The organism is Jannaschia sp. L-14R (assembly GCF_056857695.1).
Map to the genome: position 1 here is coordinate 623,466 of NZ_JBSXNP010000011.1, position 20,922 is coordinate 644,387.

A 20,922-nucleotide genomic window follows, 5' to 3' on the forward strand; every position below is an offset into this window, starting at 1 on the left:
ACACCTTTCGCCATGACGCCTCAGACCCTGCCTTCCTGGCCCGACGCGGCCCCGACCCTCATTGCCATCGCCGCCGGACGCGCGCCCGCCGACACCGTGATCCGGGGCGGCAAGGTCGTTCTTGTCCACACGCGCGAGGTGCTGGAGTGGCAGGTCGCCATCGCGCAGGGCCGCTTCGCCTATGTTGGTCCCGATGCCGGTCACTGCATCGGACCGGATACCGAAATCATCGAAGCGGAGGGGCGTTACGTCATTCCCGGCCTGTGCGACGCACATATGCACGTCGAATCCGGTATGCTGATTCCGGCCGAATTCTGCGCCGCCGTCATCCCGCACGGCACCACGGCGATGTTCACCGACCCGCATGAAATCGCAAACGTCCTCGGCCTGCCCGGTGTGCGCCTGATGCATGACGAGGCGCGGATACAGCCCTGCTCGATGTTCGTGCAGATGCCATCCTGCGCGCCTTCGGCCCCCGGTCTGGAAACCACCGGGCACGAAATCACGCCCGACGACGTGGCCGAGGCAATGACCTGGCCCGGCATCGTCGGTCTGGGCGAGATGATGAATTTTCCGGGCGTGGCGAACGGCGACCCGAAGATGCTGGCCGAGATGGCGGCGACCGCACGGGCCGGCAAGACCATCGGCGGACATTACGCATCGCCCGATCTCGGTCCCGCATTTCACGCCTATGCCGCCGGTGGCCCCGCAGATGACCACGAAGGCACCTGCGAAGCGGATGCCGTGGCCCGAGTGCGGCAGGGGATGCGCTCGATGATGCGGCTGGGATCGGCTTGGTATGACGTGAAAACACAGATTACAGCCGTGACCGAGCGTGGCCTCGATCCGCGCAATTTCATTCTGTGCACCGATGATTGCATGGCCGGGACGCTGGTGAACGATGGCCACATGAATCGCGTTCTTCGTCATGCCATCGCCTGCGGCTGCGATCCGCTGGTGGCGTTGCAGATGTGCACGATCAACACGGCGACGCACTTTGGCCTGGAACGCGAACTCGGCTCGATCGCTCCGGGGCGACGGGCGGATGTCATCCTGACGTCGGACCTCACCACGCTTCCAATCGAACGGGTCATCGCGCTGGGCAGAACGGTCGCCGAGGGCGGCAAGCTGGTCGTCGACTGTCCGCATCTTGATTGGCCCGATGCTGCCCGCAACACCGTCCACATGGGCAAGACCCTGACCGACGCGGACTTCGACATTCCCGCCCCTGCCGGAGCGAACGAAGTCACCGCCAGGGTCATCGGCGTCGTCGAAAATCAGGCCCCGACCAAGGCTCTGAGCCGTCGCCTTCCGGTCCGCGATGGCCGGGTCGAGGCAGAGGGCGACACCTGCCAGATCGCTCTGGTCGAACGGCACCGGGGAACCGGCGGCGTCGTCAACGCATTCGTCGCGGGGTTCGGGTATACCGGCAAGATGGCCATGGCCTCGACCGTGGCGCATGACAGTCACCACATGATCGTCGTCGGCACCGACCGCGCCGCAATGGCGCAGGCCGCCAACCGGCTGGCCGAAGTCGGGGGTGGCGTCACCTTCTGGGCCGAGGGCACGGAACGCGCCTTGGTTGAATTGCCCATAGCCGGCCTGATGTCCGACAGCCCCGCCGCAGACGTCGCCGCCAAGGCCGAAGCGTTGATCCACGCCATGCGTGACGCCGGCTGCACCCTGAACAACGCTTACATGCAACATTCCCTGCTGGCCCTCGTCGTGATTCCGGAATTGCGGATCAGCGACCTGGGGCTGGTGGATGTAACGAAGTTCGAACTCACCGACCTTATCGAGACCCCATGACCCTGAACCGCACCCCGATTTGCAGCCCGGACCCTGCCCCGCACCGCAGCTTTACCGACGCCAAGGCCGCCGTCGCGGAATTGATCCGGCTCTATGCCCAGGGGACGGATTATCTGCGGCAGGCGTTCCAGAAGGCCATCGAAGGCGGGATGCCCGACAGTCGCTTTCGCGCGTTCTATCCCGAAGTGCGGATCACGACGACAAGCTATGGTCGCACCGACAGCCGCCTGTCTTTCGGCCATGTCGCCGAGCCGGGACATTACGCCACCACCATCACCCGGCCCGAACTGTTCCGAAAGTACCTGACGCAGCAGATTGACCTGTTGATGAAATCACACGACGTGCCGGTCACCGTCGGTCTGTCGTCCACGCCGATCCCGGTCCATTTCGCCGTTCTCAACGATTCCGATCTGAATGTGCCGCAGGATGGCGTCCTGCCCTTCCTGATGCGCGACGTGTTCGATGTGCCCGATCTCAACACGACCAACGATGCCACCGTCAACGGCGTCGGTTTCACATACGACGACGGTGCGCGCCCGCTTGCGCCCTTCACGGCACAGCGCATTGATTATTCGCTGGCCCGGCTCGCGCATTATACCGCGACCGATCCGGTCGATTTCCAGAACCATGTCTTGTTCACCAATTACCAGTTCTACGTCGACGAATTCATCGCCTACGGGCGCGAGGCGCTGCGCGACCCGACCTCGGGCTATGTCGCGCTGGTCGGTCCGGCGGGGCAGCGGGTAACGGCGGACGACCCCGATGCGCTGATGATGGACCTGCCCAAGATGCCGCAGATGCCGACCTATCACCTGACGCGCGAAGATGGCGCGGGTATCACTCTGGTGAATATCGGAGTCGGTCCCTCGAATGCCAAGACCGCAACTGACCATATCGCCGTCCTGCGCCCGCATGTCTGGCTGATGGTCGGGCATTGCGCCGGTCTTCGAAATTCGCAGAGTTTAGGCGATTTCGTTCTGGCCCACGCTTATCTGCGCGAAGATCATGTATTGGACGACGACTTGCCGATCTGGGTTCCGATCCCGGCACTGGCCGAAGTGCAGGTCGCGCTGGAAGATGCCGTCGAGCAGGTCACCGCTCTGGAGGGATATGAGCTGAAGCGCATAATGCGCACCGGAACCGTGGCCACCATCGATAACCGGAACTGGGAATTGCGCGAACAGGCCGGTCCTGTGCAGCGCCTGTCGCAAAGCCGCGCCGTCGCGCTGGACATGGAATCGGCGACCATTGCCGCAAACGGATTTCGGTTCCGGGTGCCCTATGGCACGCTGCTGTGCGTATCGGACAAGCCGCTGCATGGCGAGCTGAAGCTGCCGGGGATGGCTTCAGCCTTCTACAAGACCCAGGTCAGCCGCCATCTGATGATCGGAATTCGCGCCATGGAATCGCTTCGCGAAATGCCTCTGGAGCGGCTGCACAGCCGAAAGTTGCGCAGTTTCGAGGAAACAGCCTTCCTTTAAGGTGGATTTCCACCCGTTCTCGTGAATTTCAGACATACAAAATCTTGTGACCCGGTGAATTCACGGGTTAAGGTCCAGCGATTCAAGCAAGTCCCTACGGGGAAAGGGAGAGCCACATGGCCAACAAACCGATGACCAAGACGCAACTTGTCGCCGCTCTGGCCGATAAGATGGATGCGGATAAGAAAACCGCAACCGGCGCGCTGGATGCAATCGTTTCGATCATCACCGAGGAAGTGTCTGCCGGCGGTGCCGTGACCCTGCCCGGTGTTGGCAAGATCATGTGCCGCGAACGTCCCGAGCGGATGGTTCGCAACCCCGCCACGGGCGAGCAGTTCAAGAAGGACGCCGACAAGGTCGTCAAGATGACGATCGCCAAGGCTCTCAAGGATTCTGTCAACGAATAATCGGGTTCACTATCCATCAAACAAGATGAACCAAGGCCTCCTCGCGGGGCCTTTTTTCTTGCCCAGACCGACCGCACCTTGCTCATCCGTATGAAATGGTCAGGGTCTGGCCCGTATATACACCGCTCGGATACGTCATGGACCTGCGCTCTCTTCTTTACGGTCTTCTGTTCGCTCTGATGTGGTCGTCGGCGTTCACCTCGGCCCGCATCATCGTGGCCGAGGCGCCGCCGATCCTGTCGCTGGCCTTGCGGTTCGCCATATCGGGTATGCTGGGCATCGCCATCGCCTATGCCATCGGACAACGAATGCAGCTGACGCGCGGCCAGTGGCGGGCAGTGATCGTCTTCGGCATCTGCCAGAACGCTCTTTATCTGGGTCTGAATTTTGTGGCGATGCAATGGATCGAAGCCTCGCTGGCCGCCATCATCGCATCCTCCCTGCCGCTTCTGGTGGCACTGGCGAACTGGGTGATCTTTTCCGAACGCACACGCCTGCTGGGTGTCGCGGGCCTGCTGGCCGGAACGTTCGGCGTCCTTCTCATCATGGGGACACGGTTGCAGGGCGGGGCCGATCTGACCGGAATTGCCATGGGTCTCTTGGCCGTGATCGCGTTAACCATCGCCACGCTATCGGTGCGCGGCGCATCCGGAGGGGGCAATCTGTTGATGGTGGTCGGCCTCCAGATGCTGGTCGGGGCGTCCGCACTCCTGCCTGTCGGTCTTGTTCTGGAAACCTGGGATGTCATCTGGACCCCCCGTCTGATCGCGGCGTTCGCCTATACCACGCTGATCCCCGGCCTGGCCGCCACCTGGATCTGGTTCCTTCTGGTCGCACGCATCGGCGCAACACCTGCCGCGACGTTCCACTTCCTCAATCCGTTCTTCGGCGTCGTCATCGCCTGGGCTCTTCTGGGCGAACGGCTGGGACCATTAGATATCGTCGGCGTCGTGATCGTGACCTTCGGGATACTGGCGGTACAGCTCAGCCGCCTGAAACGGGCCTAACCGATCACCCCGCCCGCACCGCCGACCTGACCGCGGTGCAGCAGAAAGTGATCCAGCACGACGCAGGCCATCATCGCCTCACCAACCGGCACGGCACGGATACCGACGCAGGGGTCGTGGCGGCCCTTGGTGACGATGGTGGTATCTTCACCGGACTTGGTGATCGTGCGCCGTTCCGACAGGATGGACGAGGTCGGCTTGACCGCGAACCGCACCACAACGTCCTGGCCGGTGCTGATGCCGCCCAGAATTCCGCCCGAATGGTTCGACGAATAAACCGGGCCGTCAGGTCCCATTGAAATCTCGTCGGCGTTGCTCCGTCCGGTCAGGCGGGCGGCGTTCATGCCTTCGCCGATCTCGACGCCCTTGACAGCATTGATCGACATCATCGCGGCGGCCAGATCGGTGTCCAGCTTGCCATAGACCGGCGCACCCAGACCGACAGGCAACCCGCGCGCAACGCATTCGATGACCGCGCCGACCGAATTGTGATCGTCCTTACGCAGCCAATCCAGATGATCCGCGAATTCCTCTGCGGCGACGGGGTCGGGACACCAGAAGTCATTACGCCCGATCGCATCCCAGTCGAAGCGGCTGCGATCGATTTCCAGCTCACCCATCTGGACCATATACCCGGTGATCCGCACGTCCGGCAGCAGATGTCCCAGCGCCGATCGCGCCACGCCCCCGGCCGCGACGCGCGCCGCTGTCTCCCGCGCCGAAGACCGGCCGCCGCCGCGATAGTCGCGAACGCCGTATTTCTGCCAATAGGTGATGTCCGCGTGGCCGGGCCGGAATTTCTCGATGATATCGCCGTAATCCTTGGACCGCTGATCGGTGTTGCGGATCATCAACTGAATCGGAGTGCCGGTGCTGACGCCTTCGAACACGCCCGACAGAATCTCGACTTCATCGGCTTCCTTGCGCTGCGTCGTGTGCTTGGACTGACCCGGTTTGCGCTTGTTCAACCATTGCTGGATGCCATCTGCAGTGACTGGAATACCCGGCGGGCAGCCGTCCACCGTGGCGCCCAGCGCAGGCCCATGGCTCTCGCCCCAAGTCGTGACGCGAAACAGGTGACCGAAGGTGTTCATCGACATGGGTGGACCTCGTAGCTGCAAGATCGCCTAGCTCATGGAGGATGACAGGGCAATCAGCCTGGCGTCTCGAAAAGGCTTCTTGTTGTCCGCTTCGCGGGACTTCTGCGTTTCCGCCAATGACCGGTTGCTGGAGCCGGTGAAATCCGGTCACGAATGTGTTCGCCCGCCCGCTTGCCGCGGAAATTGGCCGTAAGGTGCGATCCGATACGGGCGAAGCAGATCACCCGTGGATCACCCGTGGATCACCCCTGAAATCCTTCACTGGACCCCACAGGGCAAGGGCGCTATCCAGAACCCACCTCGGGGGGCCTTCACCGGCTGAGATGCGCATGCGGACCCGTTGAACCTGAACCGGTTAAGACCGGCGGAGGGAAGGTGCGATTTCTCATGCTCCTACCCCCGTCCGTCGCCATGGGAGTGAGAGATGAAACTGACCACCACCATCGCTGCGGGCCTGAGCCTGTTGACGGCTGCCGCCACTGCGGAACCGCTGACGATCTATGCCCCTGACTACTTTGCCAGCGAGTGGGGCCCCGGCCCAGCTATCAAACAAGCTTTTGAGACCAAGTGCGGCTGCGAAATCGAATATGTTACCGGCGATTTGCTGCCGCGCTTGCGTCTGGAGGGTGATGCGACACGCGCCGACGTCGTGATCGGACTGAATACCGATGACGCCGAACGCGCACGCCAGACCGGGCTGTTCGCGCCGCATAACGTCATGATCGACGGGCTGACCATGCCGGTCGACTGGACGGACGATACGTTCCTTCCTTTCAACTGGGGGCACACCGCCTTCGTTTACGACGCCACGAAAATGGATGCTCCCGCTAGTTTTCAGGCTTTGCTGGACGCCCCGGATACGTTGCGGATTGCTATTCAGGACCCGCGTACCAGCGTTTCCGGACTGGCCCTTGCCCTGTGGATTCACAAGGTGTTCGGCAACGATGCCGAAGCCGCCTGGGCAAGGCTGGCCCCCAAGATCGTGACCGTCACCAAGGGGTGGTCCGAAGCCTATGGCATGTTCACCGAAGGCGAGGTCGACATGGTTCTCAGCTATACGACCAGCCCGGCCTACCATATCATTGCCGAAGGGGATGAAACCAAGAAGGCCGCGATCTTCCCCGAGGGTCACTACGTCATGGTGGAAACCGCCGCGCAACTGGCCATGACCGATCAACCCGATTTGGCGCAGGCTTTCATGGATTTCATCCTGACCGAAGACTTCCAGAGCATCATTCCCGAAGGCAACTGGTCCCTGCCCGCCAAGCTGGACCCGGCCAAGATGCCCGCAGGTTTCGCCAATCTGCCCCTGCCCGACGTCGCCCTGATTTACGATTCCGCCGAGGCCGAAGCTCTGCGCGATATCGTCGTGGCCGAGTTCGAGGCCGGTCTGGGACGCTGATTCAAATGGGCGCCCGCCTCGGATTGATCGCCGCGATCATCGTCGCGGGTGCCCTTTTGCTGCCGCTGAGCGCGGTCGCCTGGCGGGCCGAAGGCTGGGGCGGCCTCGACCCGTCGGACTGGGGCGCGCTGTGGTTTACGTTGTGGCAGGCCGCCTTGTCCGCCGGTATCTCGGTCCTGCTGGCCGTGCCCGTTGCCCGCGCACTGGCGCGTCGTCGCTTTATCGGGCGCGGCATGGTCATCCTGTTGCTGGGCGCACCGTTCATCCTGCCGGTGATTGTCGCAGTCCTGGGACTTATCGCGGTTTTCGGACGATCCGGCATCGTGAACACGGCCTTGGGCTGGATCGGCGTTGAAACAGTCTCTATCTATGGTTGGCAGGGCGTTATCCTGGCCCATGTCTTCTTCAACGTGCCGCTTGCCACCCGCCTGATCCTGCAAGGCTGGCTGTCGATACCGGGCGAGCGGTTGCGGCTGGCCGCATCGCTGGACTTCACGGCTACCGATACGTTCCGCCGTCTGGAATGGCCAATGTTGCGGGCCGTCGTTCCGGGCATCTTCCTCGTGATCTTCCTGATCAGCACGACATCTTTCGCAGTTGCGCTTGCCCTCGGCGGCGGCCCGCGCGCAACGACTGTGGAACTGGCGATCTATCAGGCTTTTCGCTTCGATTTCGACCTGTCCCGCGCTGCCCTCCTGGGTGCCGTGCAGCTGGTCATCGGGGGCACTGCCGCCCTTGTATCGCTCCGCCTGACGCTGCCCTCCGGGTTCGGTGCCGGGTTGGACCGGGCCATCCCCCGCTGGGACAGTCGAGGACTTGGCCTGCGCGCACAGGACATTGCCGTCATCGCTTTGGCCTGCATGTTCCTTCTCGTGCCCATGATCCTGGTTCTGGGCGAAGGGGTGTTGAACCTGACCGGCCTGAGCGCAGGTGTCTGGGCCGCAGCACTGCGGTCCCTGATCGTGGCACTGGTTGCAGCCGCATCGACCCTGACTCTGGCATTTTTCATGTCCAAAGCCATTGTCGACCTGCCTCGGGGGGGGTGGATCGAAGTGGTCGGGACACTTTCCATCGCAGCGTCGCCTCTGGTTCTGGGCACCGGTCTCTATATTCTTCTGCTGCCGTGGATAAACCCAGTGTCATTGGCCTTGCCGGTGACGACCTTCGTGAACACAATTTTCGCCCTGCCATTCGCCCTTCGCGCCCTGATCCCCGCGATGCGGAACCTGCGTGACGATTACGGACGCCTGTCGGAATCGTTGGGAATTGCGGGGCTGACCTGGGTGCGTCTTGTTGCCATCCCGCGCCTGCGGCGGCCTGCGGGCTTTGCCGCTGGGCTGACAGCGGCGCTGGCGGCGGGTGACCTGGGGGTGATCGCTCTGTTTGCTTCGCCCGATCAGGCGACTTTGCCGCTGGTGTTGTATCAACTGATGGGGGCCTATCGGATGGACGACGCCAAGGCGGCCGCCCTCCTTCTTGTGCTGTTGTCTCTCGGATTGTTCTGGCTGTTCGAACGCGGGGGGCGCCGTGCTTAAACTTGACCAGATCCGTCTCGAACAAGGGGAATTTCAGCTTTTTGCGGATACTGTCTTCGACGAAGGCGGCATCACCGCGCTCATGGGTGCAAGCGGATCGGGAAAGTCCACGTTGCTGGCTGCCATCGCCGGATTTCTGCCCCCCGCCTCCGGTCGTATCACGGTCGACGGGAAGGACATCACCGATCTGCCGCCCGGAGAGCGCCCCCTCTCGCTGCTGTTTCAGGATCAGAACCTGTTTCCGCACCTGAGCGTCGCGCAAAACGTCGGGCTGGGCCTGCGTCCGGATCTGCGGCTGACATCCGACCAGAAAATCGCCCGTGATTCGGTTCTGGAGCGTGTCGGCCTGACCGGCATGGGCAACCGTCTGCCCCGCGATCTGTCGGGCGGACAGCAAAGCCGCGCGGCACTGGCCCGTGCCCTGCTGAGAGGTCGGCCCTGGCTTTTGCTGGACGAGCCGTTTTCAGCACTTGGCCCGGCGTTGCGGTCCGAGATGCTGACGCTGCTGCGCGATACGGCAAAGTCCGAAGGACTGTCGGTTCTGATGGTCACCCACGCGCCGGAAGACGCGCGGATGATTGCCGACCGGACAGCCCTGATTTCGGACGGTGTGCTGGAGCCGCCGGTCGCGACCGGAGCATTGTTCGACGACCCTACGCCTGCGTTGCGCGCCTATCTGGGGTAACGGTTACTGATCCGAGAACTGTGCCAGAAACGCATAGAGGTTCAGTGCATCTTCTTCCTTGCGAACCTTGTAGCTCATCTTGGATCGGCCCGAAGTCTCGCCCGTGACTTCCCGGAGATAATTCGTCGGGTCCATGACGTAGGCCATGAAACTGGATTCATCGTAGATCATTCCGGCTTCGCCTGCGGCCACCATCAGGTCGGAGTACCGGAAGTCTTCGACAGACCCGGCCTCGCGTCCCACGACGTCAAACAGATTCGGCCCGGTTTTCGCGGCGCGACCCGCGAGCACTTCGCCATCTGCATTCTGAACCACGTGGCACGACTGGCACTGGCGGAACGCCTTTTCGCCCTCGGCGGCATCGCCGGTCGCGGTAAGATGGGCGTCGGCCAGCGCGGGACCGGCGAAAAGAATCGCTGCGATCATGTAAAGGCTCTGTTTCATTCGGCACTCCCGTGGGTTCTGCGGATATAGTCGTTCACCTAGATGAACACTCAGAGCCGCTGATCGGCAACACAATTCTCTGTCAGATATGGCAGTTCGCCTGTGTCAGATCGTCCCGGCGCGGCCATTCCCAGCCTTTCATGCCCACTTGGTGGAGAAGACTGTCAATGTATGCGAACGGACAAACCGTTATTTTACCACCCACCGCCCTTGTCGACAGACGGCTGACAGAGGTGCTGGGCCTCTGCCCTCAGACCCATTATGCAGGACATCGTGCGCTCTGTCTTCTGGGCCGACGCCCGATGACTCCGATGGGACCAGCCGCAGAGGCCTCATGACTCCTACGACCCTCACTCCGGATGCCGGTGCCCAGACCATGATCCCCGCTTGGGTGAACGGCAAATTGACACCTGTGGAAAAACTGGCGGCGCATCGGCAAGGATTACGCCACAAGGCCGTCTCGGTCTTTGTCGTCGCCAATGGCCATCTGTTGATCCAGCGCCGCGCGGCAGGAAAATACCATACCCCCGGCCTGTGGGCGAACACCTGCTGCACCCATCCGCAATGGAACGAAGCTTCCGCTGCCTGCGCCTCCCGGCGTCTGACCGAGGAGTTGGGGATTACAGGGCTGACCCTGTCTCCACGACCGGCGATTGAATACCGCGCCGATGTGGGGGGCGGCATGATCGAACATGAGGTCGCCGAAATCTTCGTCGCCCGAACCGATCAGGCCCTGACCATCCAGCCGAACCCGGAAGAGGTTCAGGCGACCCGATGGGCCGAACTCTCCAGTCTGACGAGCGAAATCGAGGCCCGCCCGGATATTTTCACGCCATGGCTGCGCATCTATCTGCGTGACCACCACGCCCGGATTTTCGGAAATGCGGACAACGTCGCGACGGCGCGCTGACGTGACGCCTCTGGCATCCTGCGCCTGAGCGTCCCATATCGGGCACGTAACCGACGACGGAGCGAACAAATGGCTGACGACTTCCCCGGCTGGCACGGCACCACGATTATCGGCGTCCGCAAGGCGGGCCGCGTGGTGGTCGCGGGCGACGGACAGGTCAGTCTTGGGCAGACCGTCATCAAAGGCACTGCCCGCAAGGTGCGCCGCCTGTCGCCGGGCGGTCATAGCGTCGTCGCGGGTTTCGCCGGATCGACCGCCGATGCTTTCACCCTGTTGGAGAGGCTGGAAACCAAGCTGGAAGCCACGCCCGGACAACTGGCCCGTGCCAGCGTGGAACTTGCCAAGGACTGGCGCACGGACAAATATCTGCAGAAGCTGGAGGCGATGCTGATCGTCACCGACGGCACCGACCTGTTGATCATCACCGGAGCGGGGGATGTGCTGGAACCGGAAAATGGCGTCGCGGCCATCGGATCGGGCGGTAATTATGCCCTCGCTGCCGCCCGCGCCATGATGGATGGCGATCTGTCGGCCGAGGACGTGGCGCGCAAGGCGATGGCGATCGCGGCGGACATCTGTGTCTATACAAATGGCAACCTGACAGTGGAATCCATCGGCGGAGAGTGATCCACCCTTCGCTGAACGGGACTGCTGCATTAATGGCCGGGTTTGGCCACGCCCTGCGCGACAGACCGATTTCGCGATACCCCACTGCACCACATCGTAAGTGGCGTTGCGTTTCCGTGATGGGTCCTTAACTACATCCTCAACGAAGGAGTGACCGATGACCGACCTGACCCCGCGCGAAATCGTATCCGAACTCGACCGGTTCATCATCGGACAGAAAGATGCCAAGCGGGCCGTGTCTGTGGCGCTCCGCAATCGCTGGCGTCGCAAGCAGCTGGGCGACGATCTGCGTGACGAGGTCTATCCCAAGAACATTCTGATGATCGGCCCCACCGGCGTCGGCAAAACCGAGATCAGTCGCCGGCTTGCCAAGCTGGCGCGCGCGCCGTTCCTGAAAGTCGAAGCCACGAAATTCACCGAGGTCGGCTATGTCGGACGTGACGTGGAGCAGATCATTCGCGATCTGGTGGACGCGGCGCAGCTGATGATCCGTGAACAGATGCGCGAAGATGTGAAGGCAAAGGCGCATACCGCCGCCGAAGATCGCGTCATTTCCGCCCTGGCCGGAACCGATGCCCGCGAAGGCACACGCGAGTCGTTCCGCAAGAAATTGCGATCCGGAGAGCTGGACGACAAGGTGATCGAACTGGAGGTGGCCGATACTTCGAACCCGATGGGGATGGCGATCCCCGGTCAACCGGGCATGGATCAGATGGCGAACCTGGGCGATCTGTTCGGCAAGATGATGCAGCGCACCGTCAAGAAGCGCCTTTCCGTCGCCGCCAGCTATGACCTGCTGATCGACGAGGAGGCGGACAAGTTGCTGGACGCCGAGACAGTCACGCGCGAAGCGATCCGTGCGGTCGAACAATCGGGTATCGTCTTCATCGACGAAATCGACAAGGTCTGTGCCCGCAGCGACCAGCGCGGCGGCGACGTCAGCCGCGAAGGTGTGCAGCGTGACCTGTTGCCGTTGATCGAAGGCACGACCGTCAGCACCAAGCATGGCCCGGTCAAGACTGACCACATCCTGTTCATTGCCTCAGGCGCATTTCACATCGCCAAGCCATCAGACCTTTTGCCGGAATTGCAGGGCCGCCTGCCGATCCGCGTCGAACTCCGTGCACTGACCGAAGGCGATTTCGTGCGCATCCTGACAGAGACCGACAACGCGCTGACGCGGCAATATACCGCCCTGATGGCGACTGAAAAAGTCACAGTAACCTTCACCGACGAAGGCATCGCTGCACTGGCGCAGATCGCAGCACAGGTCAACGAGGCGGTGGAAAACATCGGCGCACGCAGGCTTTATACCGTATTGGAGCGCGTATTCGAAGAGCTGTCGTTCGACGCACCCGACACACCCGGCAAGGAAGTCACGGTCGACGCCGGGTTCGTCGAAGCGCAGTTGGGCGAACTTTCGCGGTCTACGGACCTGTCCCGATACGTGCTGTGACTGGCCCACAATCTTGAAGGGGCCTGCCGCCTACCTGCGCTTCCTGCGCGACAATGCGGCATTCCTGTCGGCCGGCGTCCTGATCTGCTTCACATCCAGCTTCGGGCAGACATACTTCATTTCGTTGTTCGCGGATGGCATCAAAGCGGACTTTGGCCTGACCGACGGCGAATGGGGGTTGGCCTATACGGTCGCCACCACAACTTCGGCGATGGCGATGGTGTTAGCGGGCGGATTGACCGACCGGCTGCGGGTACGACATCTGGCGATGTTTGCGGCGGGCGGTTTGGCACTGTCCTCTCTGGCGATGGCCAATGCGCAAAGCGTGATCGCTTTGATCGCGACGGTGCTGGCATTGCGGTTTTTCGGTCAGGGGCTGATGACTCATATTTCGGCGGTCGCCATGGCGCGGTGGTTCGTCGCGACGCGAGGCAAGGCCCTGTCGGTCGCATCGATGGGGTTTGCGCTGGGCCAAGCCATCCTGCCCATCGTGTTCGTCGCCCTGCTGGCGCTGGGCGACTGGCGCAGACTCTGGCTTGTCGCCGCCGCCCTGGTCCTGCTGGCGATGCCGGTGATCCTGCGGCTTTTGCGGGCCGAACGTACGCCACAATCGCTGGCTGCCGATACGCCAGTCGCGGGCATGGGCGGGCACCATTGGACGCGCGGCAACATGCTGCGGCACTGGCTGTTCTGGGCGCTTATCCCGCTGCTTCTGGGGCCGCCCGCGTTCGGCACGGCGCTGTTCTTTCACCAGGTGCACCTGACAACGGTCAAGGGCTGGGCGCTGGTCGATTACGTCGCCCTGATGCCCCTGTTCATGCTGGTATCGGTCGTAACGACCTTCGCTTCGGGCGCAGCCCTAGATCGAATCGGGACGGGGCGTCTGATGTCGATATACCTTCTGCCGTTCGCATTGGCGTTCCTTGTCCTAGGGCAAAGCGAAAGCCTTGCGGGCGCTGCCCTTGGGCTGATGACTCTGGGCCTTGGCACCGGCGCGCAAGCCACCGTTCCAACGGCATTCTGGGCGGAATACTACGGCACGCGGCATCTGGGTTCGATCAAGGCGATGGCGGTGGCGATCATGGTTCTGGGGTCGGCCATAGGACCGGGGCTGACCGGGGTATTGATTGATGCGGGATACGACTTGCCTGAGCAGATGCCTGCGATCGCTGTTTACTTCGTCATCTCCGCCATCCTTGCCACGCTGGCCGTCCGCCGTGCGAAAGCGTCTCTAACGTCTAAGATAGACATAGTACGCGCCTGATCCACCATGTGATCGATGCGCCTCCGTGACCTGCAGCACCACGTTCGACAGTGGCGCCATTCGCAGCCATTGCGGCACCTGATGCTTCAGCACGCCCAGACGCGTCGGGATCGGACCTTCGCTGGGCTTGGCCTTACCCTTGCCGGTCACAACAATTACCAGCCGCTTGCCATCTGCATGGGCAGACAGGATGAAGCGCATTAATGCCGGGTGCGCCATGTCCAGCGTCATGCCATGCAGGTCCAATTTCCCCTCGGGCCGCAGTTTGCCCGCCCGCATCCGTTTGTGCGCCTTGGCATCCATGCGCAGCGGTGCGCCATTCACCTGATCGGAAAGCGATGGGGCGAGCGCACTGCTCGACGTTTTGGACCGGGCGCGGGTGCCTATCTCGAACGGAGCGATCGGATCGGGCGTTTTCGCCGTGGGCCTGGGCGTGGTCTGCGGTACGGGTGCCTTGTCGCGGCGCACGGGATGCAGCGGATCCGCGGTACGGGAATAACGCGACCAGATGTCCCGGTCTTCCGGAGTCAGGCCCCGCCGTTTCATCGCGGCAGCAACGGAATAAACCGCCCCGGATGGTTCAGCCGTCCCGCCGCCAGCCCCGCCGCATCACCTGTTCCGAAGAACAGATCCGCCCGGCCCGGCCCTATGATCGCCGACCCTGTGTCCTGCGCGATACACAGCCGGGCATGGCTATCGGTCTCGATCCAGACCGGGGTGCCCAGCGGGGTATGCACCGGATCGACGGCAAGACTGCGCAGCGGGGTTACGGGGCAAAGCGTACCCAGCGGTCCCTGCCCTGACGGTGCATCCATCTTGCGGAACATGATGTAGCTGGGGTTTTCATTCATTACCGCCCGACCCCGCGCGGGATCGGCGCGCAGCCAGTCTTTCAAAGCCTCGGCCGTTATGTTCGGGCCGAAGATGCCGCGGTCGCTCAGCAGCTTGCCAACGGACCGATAAGGATGCCCGTTCGATCCGGCATAACCGACCCGCAACGTCCCACCGTCAGGCAGGCGCAACAGGCCCGACCCCTGCACCTGAAGAAAGAACCGGTCCACCTCGTCTCGCAGCCACGCAATTTCGCCGCCCTGTAACATCGGGAGGATCGTTGCGCGGGGTGCAGACGCTCCAGTCGGCGGCATGGCATGGATCGGAACGGGAAATGCGTCCGAAGGAGTCAGCGCAGCATCCAGTTCAGGTTCATAGTAGCCTGTAAAATGTCCGGCGATCGGCTCTCCCGGTTGAAAACGGGTCTCGAAAAAGCTTCTCGCATCGCCATCGACTGTCGCGGGGTTCAGGCGCAACGCCTCCAGTGCATCTTCCAGATCATCCTCGGCCCAACCTGGCAGATCGACAAAGCAAAGCCGCCCCGTTTCGGGGGCGGCCCTGGTCGGGTCGGTCCGGAACACCTCAGTCCCCCGTCGCGACCAGCTTCCAGTTCGGGTCGCCGGTGCCCAGCTTGCGGGCGAAGGTCCAGACGTCGCGCTGTTTCTTGATTTCGTTCGGATTGCCTTCGACGATGGTACCCTCTTCGTCTCGCACGACGCTGGTCAACTCGGCCACGAACCGCAGGGTGATCTGCCCCTCGTTCGTGTCGCGGTCGATCTCCGCAGACCGAACTGAGGTTTCTCGCACACCAATGAAATTGGCCTCGACCTTCAGGCCCTTGTCTTCGCGGTCGGATATACCAGCCAGAAAGGCTTCATAGACATCTTCAGACAGGAACGGCTGCACCTCGGACAGGTCGCCGTTCTCAAATGCCATCAGAATCATTTCATAGGCCTGTCGCGCACCGCTGACGAACTCGGTAACACTGAACCCCGGCTCAACCAGCTTCATCGCGGCCAGCGCCTTGGCGCTGTCGGTGCCGTCGTCGACGTGATCGGTAATGTCGCGATCAGGCCCACCTTCGATAACTTCGAAATCACGGCGCACATCGTTCGACCGCGCCGGATCGATCGCGGTGGGCTTTTCAAAGCCGGTGCGGGTGCCCAGCACGTTCTTCAGACGGATCACCAGAAACAGGGCAATCGCCGCAAGGACAAGAAGTTGTATCACGGCGTCGTTCATCCTTTTCTCCGGCACACACTCGGACTTGGTATCTCGCGCCTTCTACATATGTAAGGCCTCAGGCGGGTCAAGGAAAGCAATCCCCCGAAATGAGAGGCGAAACCATGTGGCTGCTGGCAATTTTTATCGTCGTTCCGATCATCGAGATCGCGCTGTTTATTCAGGTGGGCGGCTGGCTTGGCCTTTGGCCGACCCTCGCCATCGTGGTTCTGACCGCGATTTTGGGCACAACGCTGGTCAAGCGGCAGGGGCTGGCCGCGTTGGCGCAAGTGCAGGCCTCGCTCAACGAATTGACCGATCCGACGCGCGCGCTGGCACATGGTGCCATGATTCTGGCCTCGGGCCTTCTGTTGCTGACACCGGGTTTCTTCACCGACGCGATAGGCTTTGCTCTGCTGATACCGGCCGTGCGGGATTTTGTGATGCGGCAGGTTCGCGCGCGCATCAAAGTGCAGTCCTTTTCCGTCGGCACCGACCTGCACAGCAGGTCGCCCACCGCTGACAATGACGTTGTCGAGGGGGATTATGTCGAAGTTCCCCGCAGGGACGGCCCGTCCGGATGGACCAGAGAATAACAGGAGTGAGTCGGGCAGGCTCCGGTTGTGACGCTCCAGCCCCTCTGGTAGCTGAGGGCAACGCTTCTACACCGAGGATTTCGCCAGATGGCCGACGAAGAAAAGACTACGACCGACGCTGCCGCCCCGACTGACGCGGCCTCCACGAACGGAGCCGCACAGCCCCAGCAAATGCCGCAGATGCAGGTCCTGGGTCAGTTCATCCGGGATTTGTCGTTTGAAAACATCGCCGTCCAGAAGGGTCAGGCGATGGAAGGACAGCCGGACATCAATGTTCAGGTTGGTCTGGAGGCCAAGAAGCGCACCACAGAAGGTCAGTACGAAGTCGCGGTGAAATTGAACGTCACGGCAAAGGTGAAGGGCGGGACCGACCCGATCTTCGCGCTGGAGCTGGATTATGCCGGTGTCTTCCAGATCGCCAATGTGCCCGACAACCAGATGCATCCCTATCTGATGATCGAATGCCCGCGGATGCTGTTCCCTTTTCTGCGCCGGATCGTGTCTGACGTGTCGCGCGATGGGGGGTTTCCGCCGCTCAACCTCGAAAATATCGACTTCGTGGCGCTGTATCGCAACGAATTGACGCGCCGGGTCCAGGCCGAGGCCGCACAGGTCAAACCGTCCTGATCTATCCCCCGGTCTTCCAGATCGCGCCGTCGCCCAGTGTTTCGACAAATGCGGCATGGGCGGCGGCTTCTTCTTCGGTCAGACGCGATGGAAGCGGCTCCGGCCGGGGGCGTGGGGTCCAGTTGCCCTGTGCCGTGGACTGCCCTTCCTGCTGGCTGACCAGCGACATCGTCGGTTGCCGTCCGCCGATCAGTTCCAGATAGACTTCCGCAAGAATTTCGCTGTCGAGCAAAGCGCCGTGTTTTGTGCGTGCCGCATTATCGACCCCGAACCGGCGGCACAAAGCATCCAGAGATGCAGGCGAGCCGGGAAATTTCGACCGTGCGATGGCCAGAGTGTCGATGGCCCGATCATAGGGCAGGCGTGGCAGGCCCATGCCGTCCAGTTCTGCGTTCAGGAATTTCATGTCGAATGCGGCGTTATGAATGACCAGCCTGGCGTCACCGATAAAATCTATGAACGCCTGCCCGACCTGCTTGAAGACGGGAAAATCCTTCAGGAAATCATCCCCCAGCCCATGCACCTGAAACGCGCCGTCGGGCATGGACCGCTCGGGGTTGATATACTGGTGATACTCCTTGCCGGTGCGAACGTGGTTGATCAGCTCGATCGCACCGATTTCAACGATGCGATCACCCGATTCAGGTTCGAACCCGGTGGTTTCGGTGTCGAGGACGATTTCCCTCATGTCAGCTCCGCTACGATATCGGTGACGGCATCGCGTGCCGTCTGCATGTCAGTCGTCGGAATGATGTAATCGGCACGCGCCCTTTTGTCAGCATCCGGCACCTGCCGCGCCAGGATCGCGTCAAATTCTGAAGCCGTCATCGTCCCCCGTTCCAGCACACGAGCGCGCTGTATTTCCGGCGGGACAGTGACCACGGCGATGCGATCAACGGTCGCATCGGCGCCGGTCTCGAACAAGAGCGGGATATCGAGGACAAGCAGCGGTGCCTGGGTCTTCAGGAATTCCGCGCGGTCCTGGGCGACAAGAGGGTGAACAACCGCCTCGATCTTCGTCAGGGCGCCCGTATCGGCGGCGACGATGGCGCGCATCACGGTGCGGTCGATGGCACCGTCACGCAAAGCATCGGGAAACAGGGCCAGGATCGGTTCCACCGCCGCCCCACCCTTTGCATAGAGACGATGCACGGTCGCATCAGCGTCCCATACCGGCACACCAAGATCGCGAAACATCTGCGCCGTCGTGGATTTTCCCATCCCGATGGAGCCGGTCAGGCCAAGGATCACGCCAGCACCGCAGCACGCAACTCGTCATCCACATCTGGCACGACGCCAAACCATTCCGTGAATCCTGGAACGGCCTGGTGCAGCAGCATCCCCAGACCCTCGACCACAGTGGCGCCACGGTCCTGAGCATCTTTCAACAGCGGCGTCATGAGAGGCGTGTAGACGATATCGGACACGGTGGTGTCGGCGTGCAGTGCAGCCAGGTCGAGCACCAAAGGCGGCTGGCCAGTCATTCCCAGGCTGGTGGTGTTTACCAGCAACCCGTGATCCGCCAGCGCCGGGCTGGCCATCTCCCACGGCATGGTCCGCACCCGTCGGTCGAACAAATCCGCCAGCGTTTCTGCCCGCGCGGCCGTCCGGTTTACGATGGTCACCCGCGGCACACCTTCGTTCAGCAGTGCGGCAATGATTCCCCGCGCTGCGCCCCCTGCCCCCAATACCAGTGCAGGCGCATTCACCTGCCACACCGGGGCCTGTTGTCGCAGATTGGCAATGAACCCGATGCCATCGGTATTATCCGCAAGAATGCGCCCGTCACGGAAGGTCAGCGTATTCGCCGCCTCGACCTCACGGGCCCGCTCGGTGACATCGTTGGCCAGGCGAAACACCGCTTCCTTATGGGGAATGGTCACGTTCAACCCCTGAAACCCCAGTTTCGGAAGTGTCTCCAGCGTCTGGCTCAACATGTCGCGCGTTACGTGCAGAGGCACATAATGTCCGTCGATTTCATACCGACGCAACCAATGGCCATGCAGACGAGGCGAGCGGCTTTGAGCAATCGGGTCGCCGATGACCCCGGCCAGACATGTCATGCGTCGAGTTTACCACGTGTGATCAGGAAATCGAGCAGTGGCAGCAGCGGCAATCCCAGCACCGCGAAATAATCACCGTCGACCCGGTGGAACAGCCGCGCTCCTTCACCTTCGAGTGCGTAGCTTCCAGCGGAATTTCGGATCGTGTCCCAGTTTCGCTCGACATAGCCCGTGACATATCCCGGCGTCACCTTTCGCATTGTCATCCTGACAGTGGCGACATGCCGCCAGATCGGCTCGCCATCTTCGACGATCACGGCTGCGGACAAGAGGTTGTGCGTTTTACCTGAAAGCATCGTCAGTTGCGCTTTGGCTTCCTGAGGCGATGCAGGCTTGGACATCAGCGCACCGTCATGGTCCAGAACCTGATCGCAGCCAAGGATGAAGCCCGGCGCGCGAATCCTGAGCGCCTTCATCTCGGCTAGGGCATCGGCAATGTTCCGGGGTGGTTGGCCGTCGGCCAGAAGCGCGTCCTTCACGGCCACCTCATCCACGCGCGGCGGGCGCGACTCGAAAGGAATCGCGGCATTGCGCAGCAGATTCTGACGGGTGCGGGAGGTGGAAGCGAGAATCAGCACGGGGATAGATCCGGGGACAAAGGGGCGGATAAACCTGTCGGTAACCCTGTGACAGGATTGGACCCTGCACTGTCTGAGGACAAGTCGCCGGTTTCTCCGCCACTGTCGAGATCTTTTGCACGCGACCTGTCGGTTGGCCCGAGCTGTGAGGCCCGACGATTCCTCCCCTGCGATGTTCTGGGATCTCCCCAAAACGATACACACCGCCACTCACATGCATGGTTGCAAACTTGACAGCTTATCCACCGGATTGTCTGTCGCCGCAGATCGGAATACCGATCTGTGGACTGTGTTGTGCGGAGAATTTAATCCCCGATATCCACTGCCCCTACATACAACATCATCCTTTTTTCTTTCTTTCTTATTGTTAGGAAGTAAGGCGAAAGGCGGGACCGATGAACGATCTGTATCTGTGGTTGAAGGCGGGGCATGTCATTTCGGTGATCGCCTGGATGGCGGGGATTTTCTATCTACCGAGATTGTTCGTCTATCATGTCGAACAACGGGACGCAGTGCCGCAGATGATCCCGGTGCTGGAGGTGATGGAACGCCGTCTGCTGCAGGCGATAATGACTCCGGCGATGATTGCGACATGGGTCTTCGGCCTGTCCATCGTCGGAATGGGCGGCGTCGATTGGGGCGAGGTCTGGCCCTGGATCAAGGCGATCAGCGTAATCGGGATGACCATATTTCACATGTGGTGTGGGGGGCAGCGCAAGGCGTTGGCGGCGGGGACGGCAGTGGCCACTGGGCGGAGTTATCGGTTGATGAACGAAGTGCCGACGGTTCTGATGATCATCATCGTTATTTCGGTTATCGTACGACCGTTCTGATTGACTTGGGGAGATCAGATGCCTAACTGGCTGCCAACGGTGGACC

Annotated in this window: 23 protein-coding genes and 1 riboswitch; of the genes, 14 read left to right on the forward strand and 9 right to left on the reverse strand. The window is 61.7% G+C overall.

What is annotated here, in order from left to right; all coding sequences use genetic code 11:
* Positions 1 to 12: 12 nt before the first annotated feature.
* From AC13C2_RS15840 to AC13C2_RS15855, 4 genes are all read left to right on the forward strand, one after another.
* Positions 13 to 1,809, forward strand: a complete 1,797-nt coding sequence (locus AC13C2_RS15840) for an adenine deaminase (RefSeq protein WP_482887405.1) — start codon at positions 13 to 15, stop codon at positions 1,807 to 1,809.
* Positions 1,806 to 3,290 (forward strand): AMP nucleosidase, encoded by a 1,485-nt coding sequence (locus AC13C2_RS15845; RefSeq protein ID WP_474521185.1) that lies wholly within the window; start codon positions 1,806 to 1,808, stop codon positions 3,288 to 3,290. The genes AC13C2_RS15840 and AC13C2_RS15845 overlap by 4 nt, the downstream gene beginning before the upstream one ends.
* Before the next feature lie 116 nt (positions 3,291 to 3,406).
* The gene (locus AC13C2_RS15850) at positions 3,407 to 3,697 is read left to right on the forward strand and encodes an HU family DNA-binding protein (RefSeq protein WP_482887406.1); all 291 of its coding nucleotides are present in this window, start codon (positions 3,407 to 3,409) and stop codon (positions 3,695 to 3,697) included.
* 137 nt (positions 3,698 to 3,834) lie between these two features.
* The gene (locus AC13C2_RS15855) at positions 3,835 to 4,704 is read left to right on the forward strand and encodes a DMT family transporter (RefSeq protein ID WP_092759514.1); all 870 of its coding nucleotides are present in this window, start codon (positions 3,835 to 3,837) and stop codon (positions 4,702 to 4,704) included.
* On the opposite strand, the gene aroC is transcribed toward AC13C2_RS15855, so the two are convergent.
* Positions 4,701 to 5,804 carry a chorismate synthase gene (gene aroC, locus AC13C2_RS15860; RefSeq protein ID WP_482887407.1) on the reverse strand — a complete coding sequence of 368 codons (1,104 nt, stop codon included), beginning with the start codon at positions 5,802 to 5,804 and terminating at the stop codon, positions 4,701 to 4,703. The two genes, AC13C2_RS15855 and aroC, sit on opposite strands and share 4 nt — an antisense overlap.
* Positions 5,805 to 6,095: 291 nt before the next feature.
* Positions 6,096 to 6,194, forward strand: a riboswitch (TPP riboswitch).
* A 34-nt stretch (positions 6,195 to 6,228) separates the two neighbouring features.
* Here aroC and AC13C2_RS15865 point away from each other — a divergent pair.
* The 3 genes from AC13C2_RS15865 to AC13C2_RS15875 are packed head-to-tail and all read left to right on the forward strand — an operon-like array spanning position 6,229 to position 9,426.
* Complete coding sequence (locus AC13C2_RS15865; RefSeq protein WP_482887408.1) at positions 6,229 to 7,206, forward strand: thiamine ABC transporter substrate-binding protein; 978 nt, start codon at positions 6,229 to 6,231, stop codon at positions 7,204 to 7,206.
* A gap of 5 nt (positions 7,207 to 7,211) precedes the next feature.
* Positions 7,212 to 8,741 carry a thiamine/thiamine pyrophosphate ABC transporter permease ThiP gene (locus AC13C2_RS15870; protein ID WP_482887409.1) on the forward strand — a complete coding sequence of 510 codons (1,530 nt, stop codon included), beginning with the start codon at positions 7,212 to 7,214 and terminating at the stop codon, positions 8,739 to 8,741.
* The gene (locus AC13C2_RS15875) at positions 8,734 to 9,426 is read left to right on the forward strand and encodes a thiamine ABC transporter ATP-binding protein (RefSeq protein WP_482887410.1); all 693 of its coding nucleotides are present in this window, start codon (positions 8,734 to 8,736) and stop codon (positions 9,424 to 9,426) included. Before AC13C2_RS15870 ends, AC13C2_RS15875 begins: the two co-directional genes overlap by 8 nt.
* Before the next feature lie 3 nt (positions 9,427 to 9,429).
* On the opposite strand, the gene AC13C2_RS15880 is transcribed toward AC13C2_RS15875, so the two are convergent.
* Entirely contained in the window at positions 9,430 to 9,870 is a 441-nt protein-coding gene (locus AC13C2_RS15880; RefSeq protein ID WP_092759502.1) for a c-type cytochrome, read from the reverse strand.
* Positions 9,871 to 10,204: 334 nt separating this feature from the next.
* On the opposite strand from AC13C2_RS15880, the gene idi reads away from it, so the two are divergent.
* From idi to AC13C2_RS15900, 4 genes are all read left to right on the forward strand, one after another.
* Positions 10,205 to 10,780 carry an isopentenyl-diphosphate Delta-isomerase gene (gene idi, locus AC13C2_RS15885; protein ID WP_245737477.1) on the forward strand — a complete coding sequence of 192 codons (576 nt, stop codon included), beginning with the start codon at positions 10,205 to 10,207 and terminating at the stop codon, positions 10,778 to 10,780.
* Positions 10,781 to 10,849: 69 nt separating this feature from the next.
* The gene (gene hslV / locus AC13C2_RS15890; protein ID WP_092759498.1) at positions 10,850 to 11,407 is read left to right on the forward strand and encodes an ATP-dependent protease subunit HslV; all 558 of its coding nucleotides are present in this window, start codon (positions 10,850 to 10,852) and stop codon (positions 11,405 to 11,407) included.
* 157 nt (positions 11,408 to 11,564) lie between these two features.
* Positions 11,565 to 12,863 carry an ATP-dependent protease ATPase subunit HslU gene (gene hslU, locus AC13C2_RS15895; protein WP_092759496.1) on the forward strand — a complete coding sequence of 433 codons (1,299 nt, stop codon included), beginning with the start codon at positions 11,565 to 11,567 and terminating at the stop codon, positions 12,861 to 12,863.
* Positions 12,864 to 12,876: 13 nt separating this feature from the next.
* The gene (locus AC13C2_RS15900; RefSeq protein ID WP_092759494.1) at positions 12,877 to 14,127 is read left to right on the forward strand and encodes an MFS transporter; all 1,251 of its coding nucleotides are present in this window, start codon (positions 12,877 to 12,879) and stop codon (positions 14,125 to 14,127) included.
* Here AC13C2_RS15900 and AC13C2_RS15905 read toward each other — a convergent pair.
* The 3 genes from AC13C2_RS15905 to AC13C2_RS15915 are packed head-to-tail and all read right to left on the reverse strand — an operon-like array spanning position 14,095 to position 16,200.
* Positions 14,095 to 14,673 (reverse strand): Smr/MutS family protein, encoded by a 579-nt coding sequence (locus AC13C2_RS15905; protein ID WP_482887411.1) that lies wholly within the window; start codon positions 14,671 to 14,673, stop codon positions 14,095 to 14,097. The genes AC13C2_RS15900 and AC13C2_RS15905 overlap by 33 nt on opposite strands.
* On the reverse strand, positions 14,670 to 15,539 hold the full coding sequence (gene mltA, locus AC13C2_RS15910) for a murein transglycosylase A (RefSeq protein ID WP_482887412.1): 870 nt from the start codon (positions 15,537 to 15,539) through the stop codon (positions 14,670 to 14,672). The genes AC13C2_RS15905 and mltA overlap by 4 nt, the downstream gene beginning before the upstream one ends.
* Before the next feature lies 1 nt (position 15,540).
* A complete protein-coding gene (locus AC13C2_RS15915) occupies positions 15,541 to 16,200 on the reverse strand; it encodes a Tim44/TimA family putative adaptor protein (protein ID WP_092759488.1) in 660 nt (219 codons plus the stop codon).
* Positions 16,201 to 16,304: 104 nt separating this feature from the next.
* On the opposite strand from AC13C2_RS15915, the gene AC13C2_RS15920 reads away from it, so the two are divergent.
* Both AC13C2_RS15920 and secB read left to right on the forward strand, forming a co-directional pair.
* Positions 16,305 to 16,775, forward strand: a complete 471-nt coding sequence (locus AC13C2_RS15920; RefSeq protein ID WP_092759486.1) for an FxsA family protein — start codon at positions 16,305 to 16,307, stop codon at positions 16,773 to 16,775.
* Positions 16,776 to 16,862: 87 nt separating this feature from the next.
* Positions 16,863 to 17,402: a protein-export chaperone SecB gene (gene secB / locus AC13C2_RS15925; RefSeq protein WP_092759484.1), complete on the forward strand. Its 540-nt coding sequence runs from the start codon at positions 16,863 to 16,865 to the stop codon at positions 17,400 to 17,402.
* A 1-nt stretch (position 17,403) separates the two neighbouring features.
* Here the strand turns inward: secB and dnaQ are convergent, their stop codons facing one another.
* Genes dnaQ through AC13C2_RS15945 form a run of 4 tightly spaced genes read right to left on the reverse strand, consistent with a single transcriptional unit; the run spans position 17,404 to position 20,049 of the window.
* Complete coding sequence (gene dnaQ, locus AC13C2_RS15930; protein WP_092759482.1) at positions 17,404 to 18,090, reverse strand: DNA polymerase III subunit epsilon; 687 nt, start codon at positions 18,088 to 18,090, stop codon at positions 17,404 to 17,406.
* Positions 18,087 to 18,653, reverse strand: a complete 567-nt coding sequence (coaE, locus tag AC13C2_RS15935) for a dephospho-CoA kinase (protein WP_281243198.1) — start codon at positions 18,651 to 18,653, stop codon at positions 18,087 to 18,089. Before coaE ends, dnaQ begins: the two co-directional genes overlap by 4 nt.
* Positions 18,650 to 19,465 (reverse strand): shikimate dehydrogenase, encoded by an 816-nt coding sequence (locus AC13C2_RS15940; RefSeq protein WP_092759480.1) that lies wholly within the window; start codon positions 19,463 to 19,465, stop codon positions 18,650 to 18,652. Before AC13C2_RS15940 ends, coaE begins: the two co-directional genes overlap by 4 nt.
* The gene (locus AC13C2_RS15945) at positions 19,462 to 20,049 is read right to left on the reverse strand and encodes a Maf family protein (protein WP_092761107.1); all 588 of its coding nucleotides are present in this window, start codon (positions 20,047 to 20,049) and stop codon (positions 19,462 to 19,464) included. Before AC13C2_RS15945 ends, AC13C2_RS15940 begins: the two co-directional genes overlap by 4 nt.
* Before the next feature lie 389 nt (positions 20,050 to 20,438).
* On the opposite strand from AC13C2_RS15945, the gene hemJ reads away from it, so the two are divergent.
* On the forward strand, positions 20,439 to 20,876 hold the full coding sequence (gene hemJ, locus AC13C2_RS15950; protein WP_482887413.1) for a protoporphyrinogen oxidase HemJ: 438 nt from the start codon (positions 20,439 to 20,441) through the stop codon (positions 20,874 to 20,876).
* Positions 20,877 to 20,922: the final 46 nt, after the last annotated feature.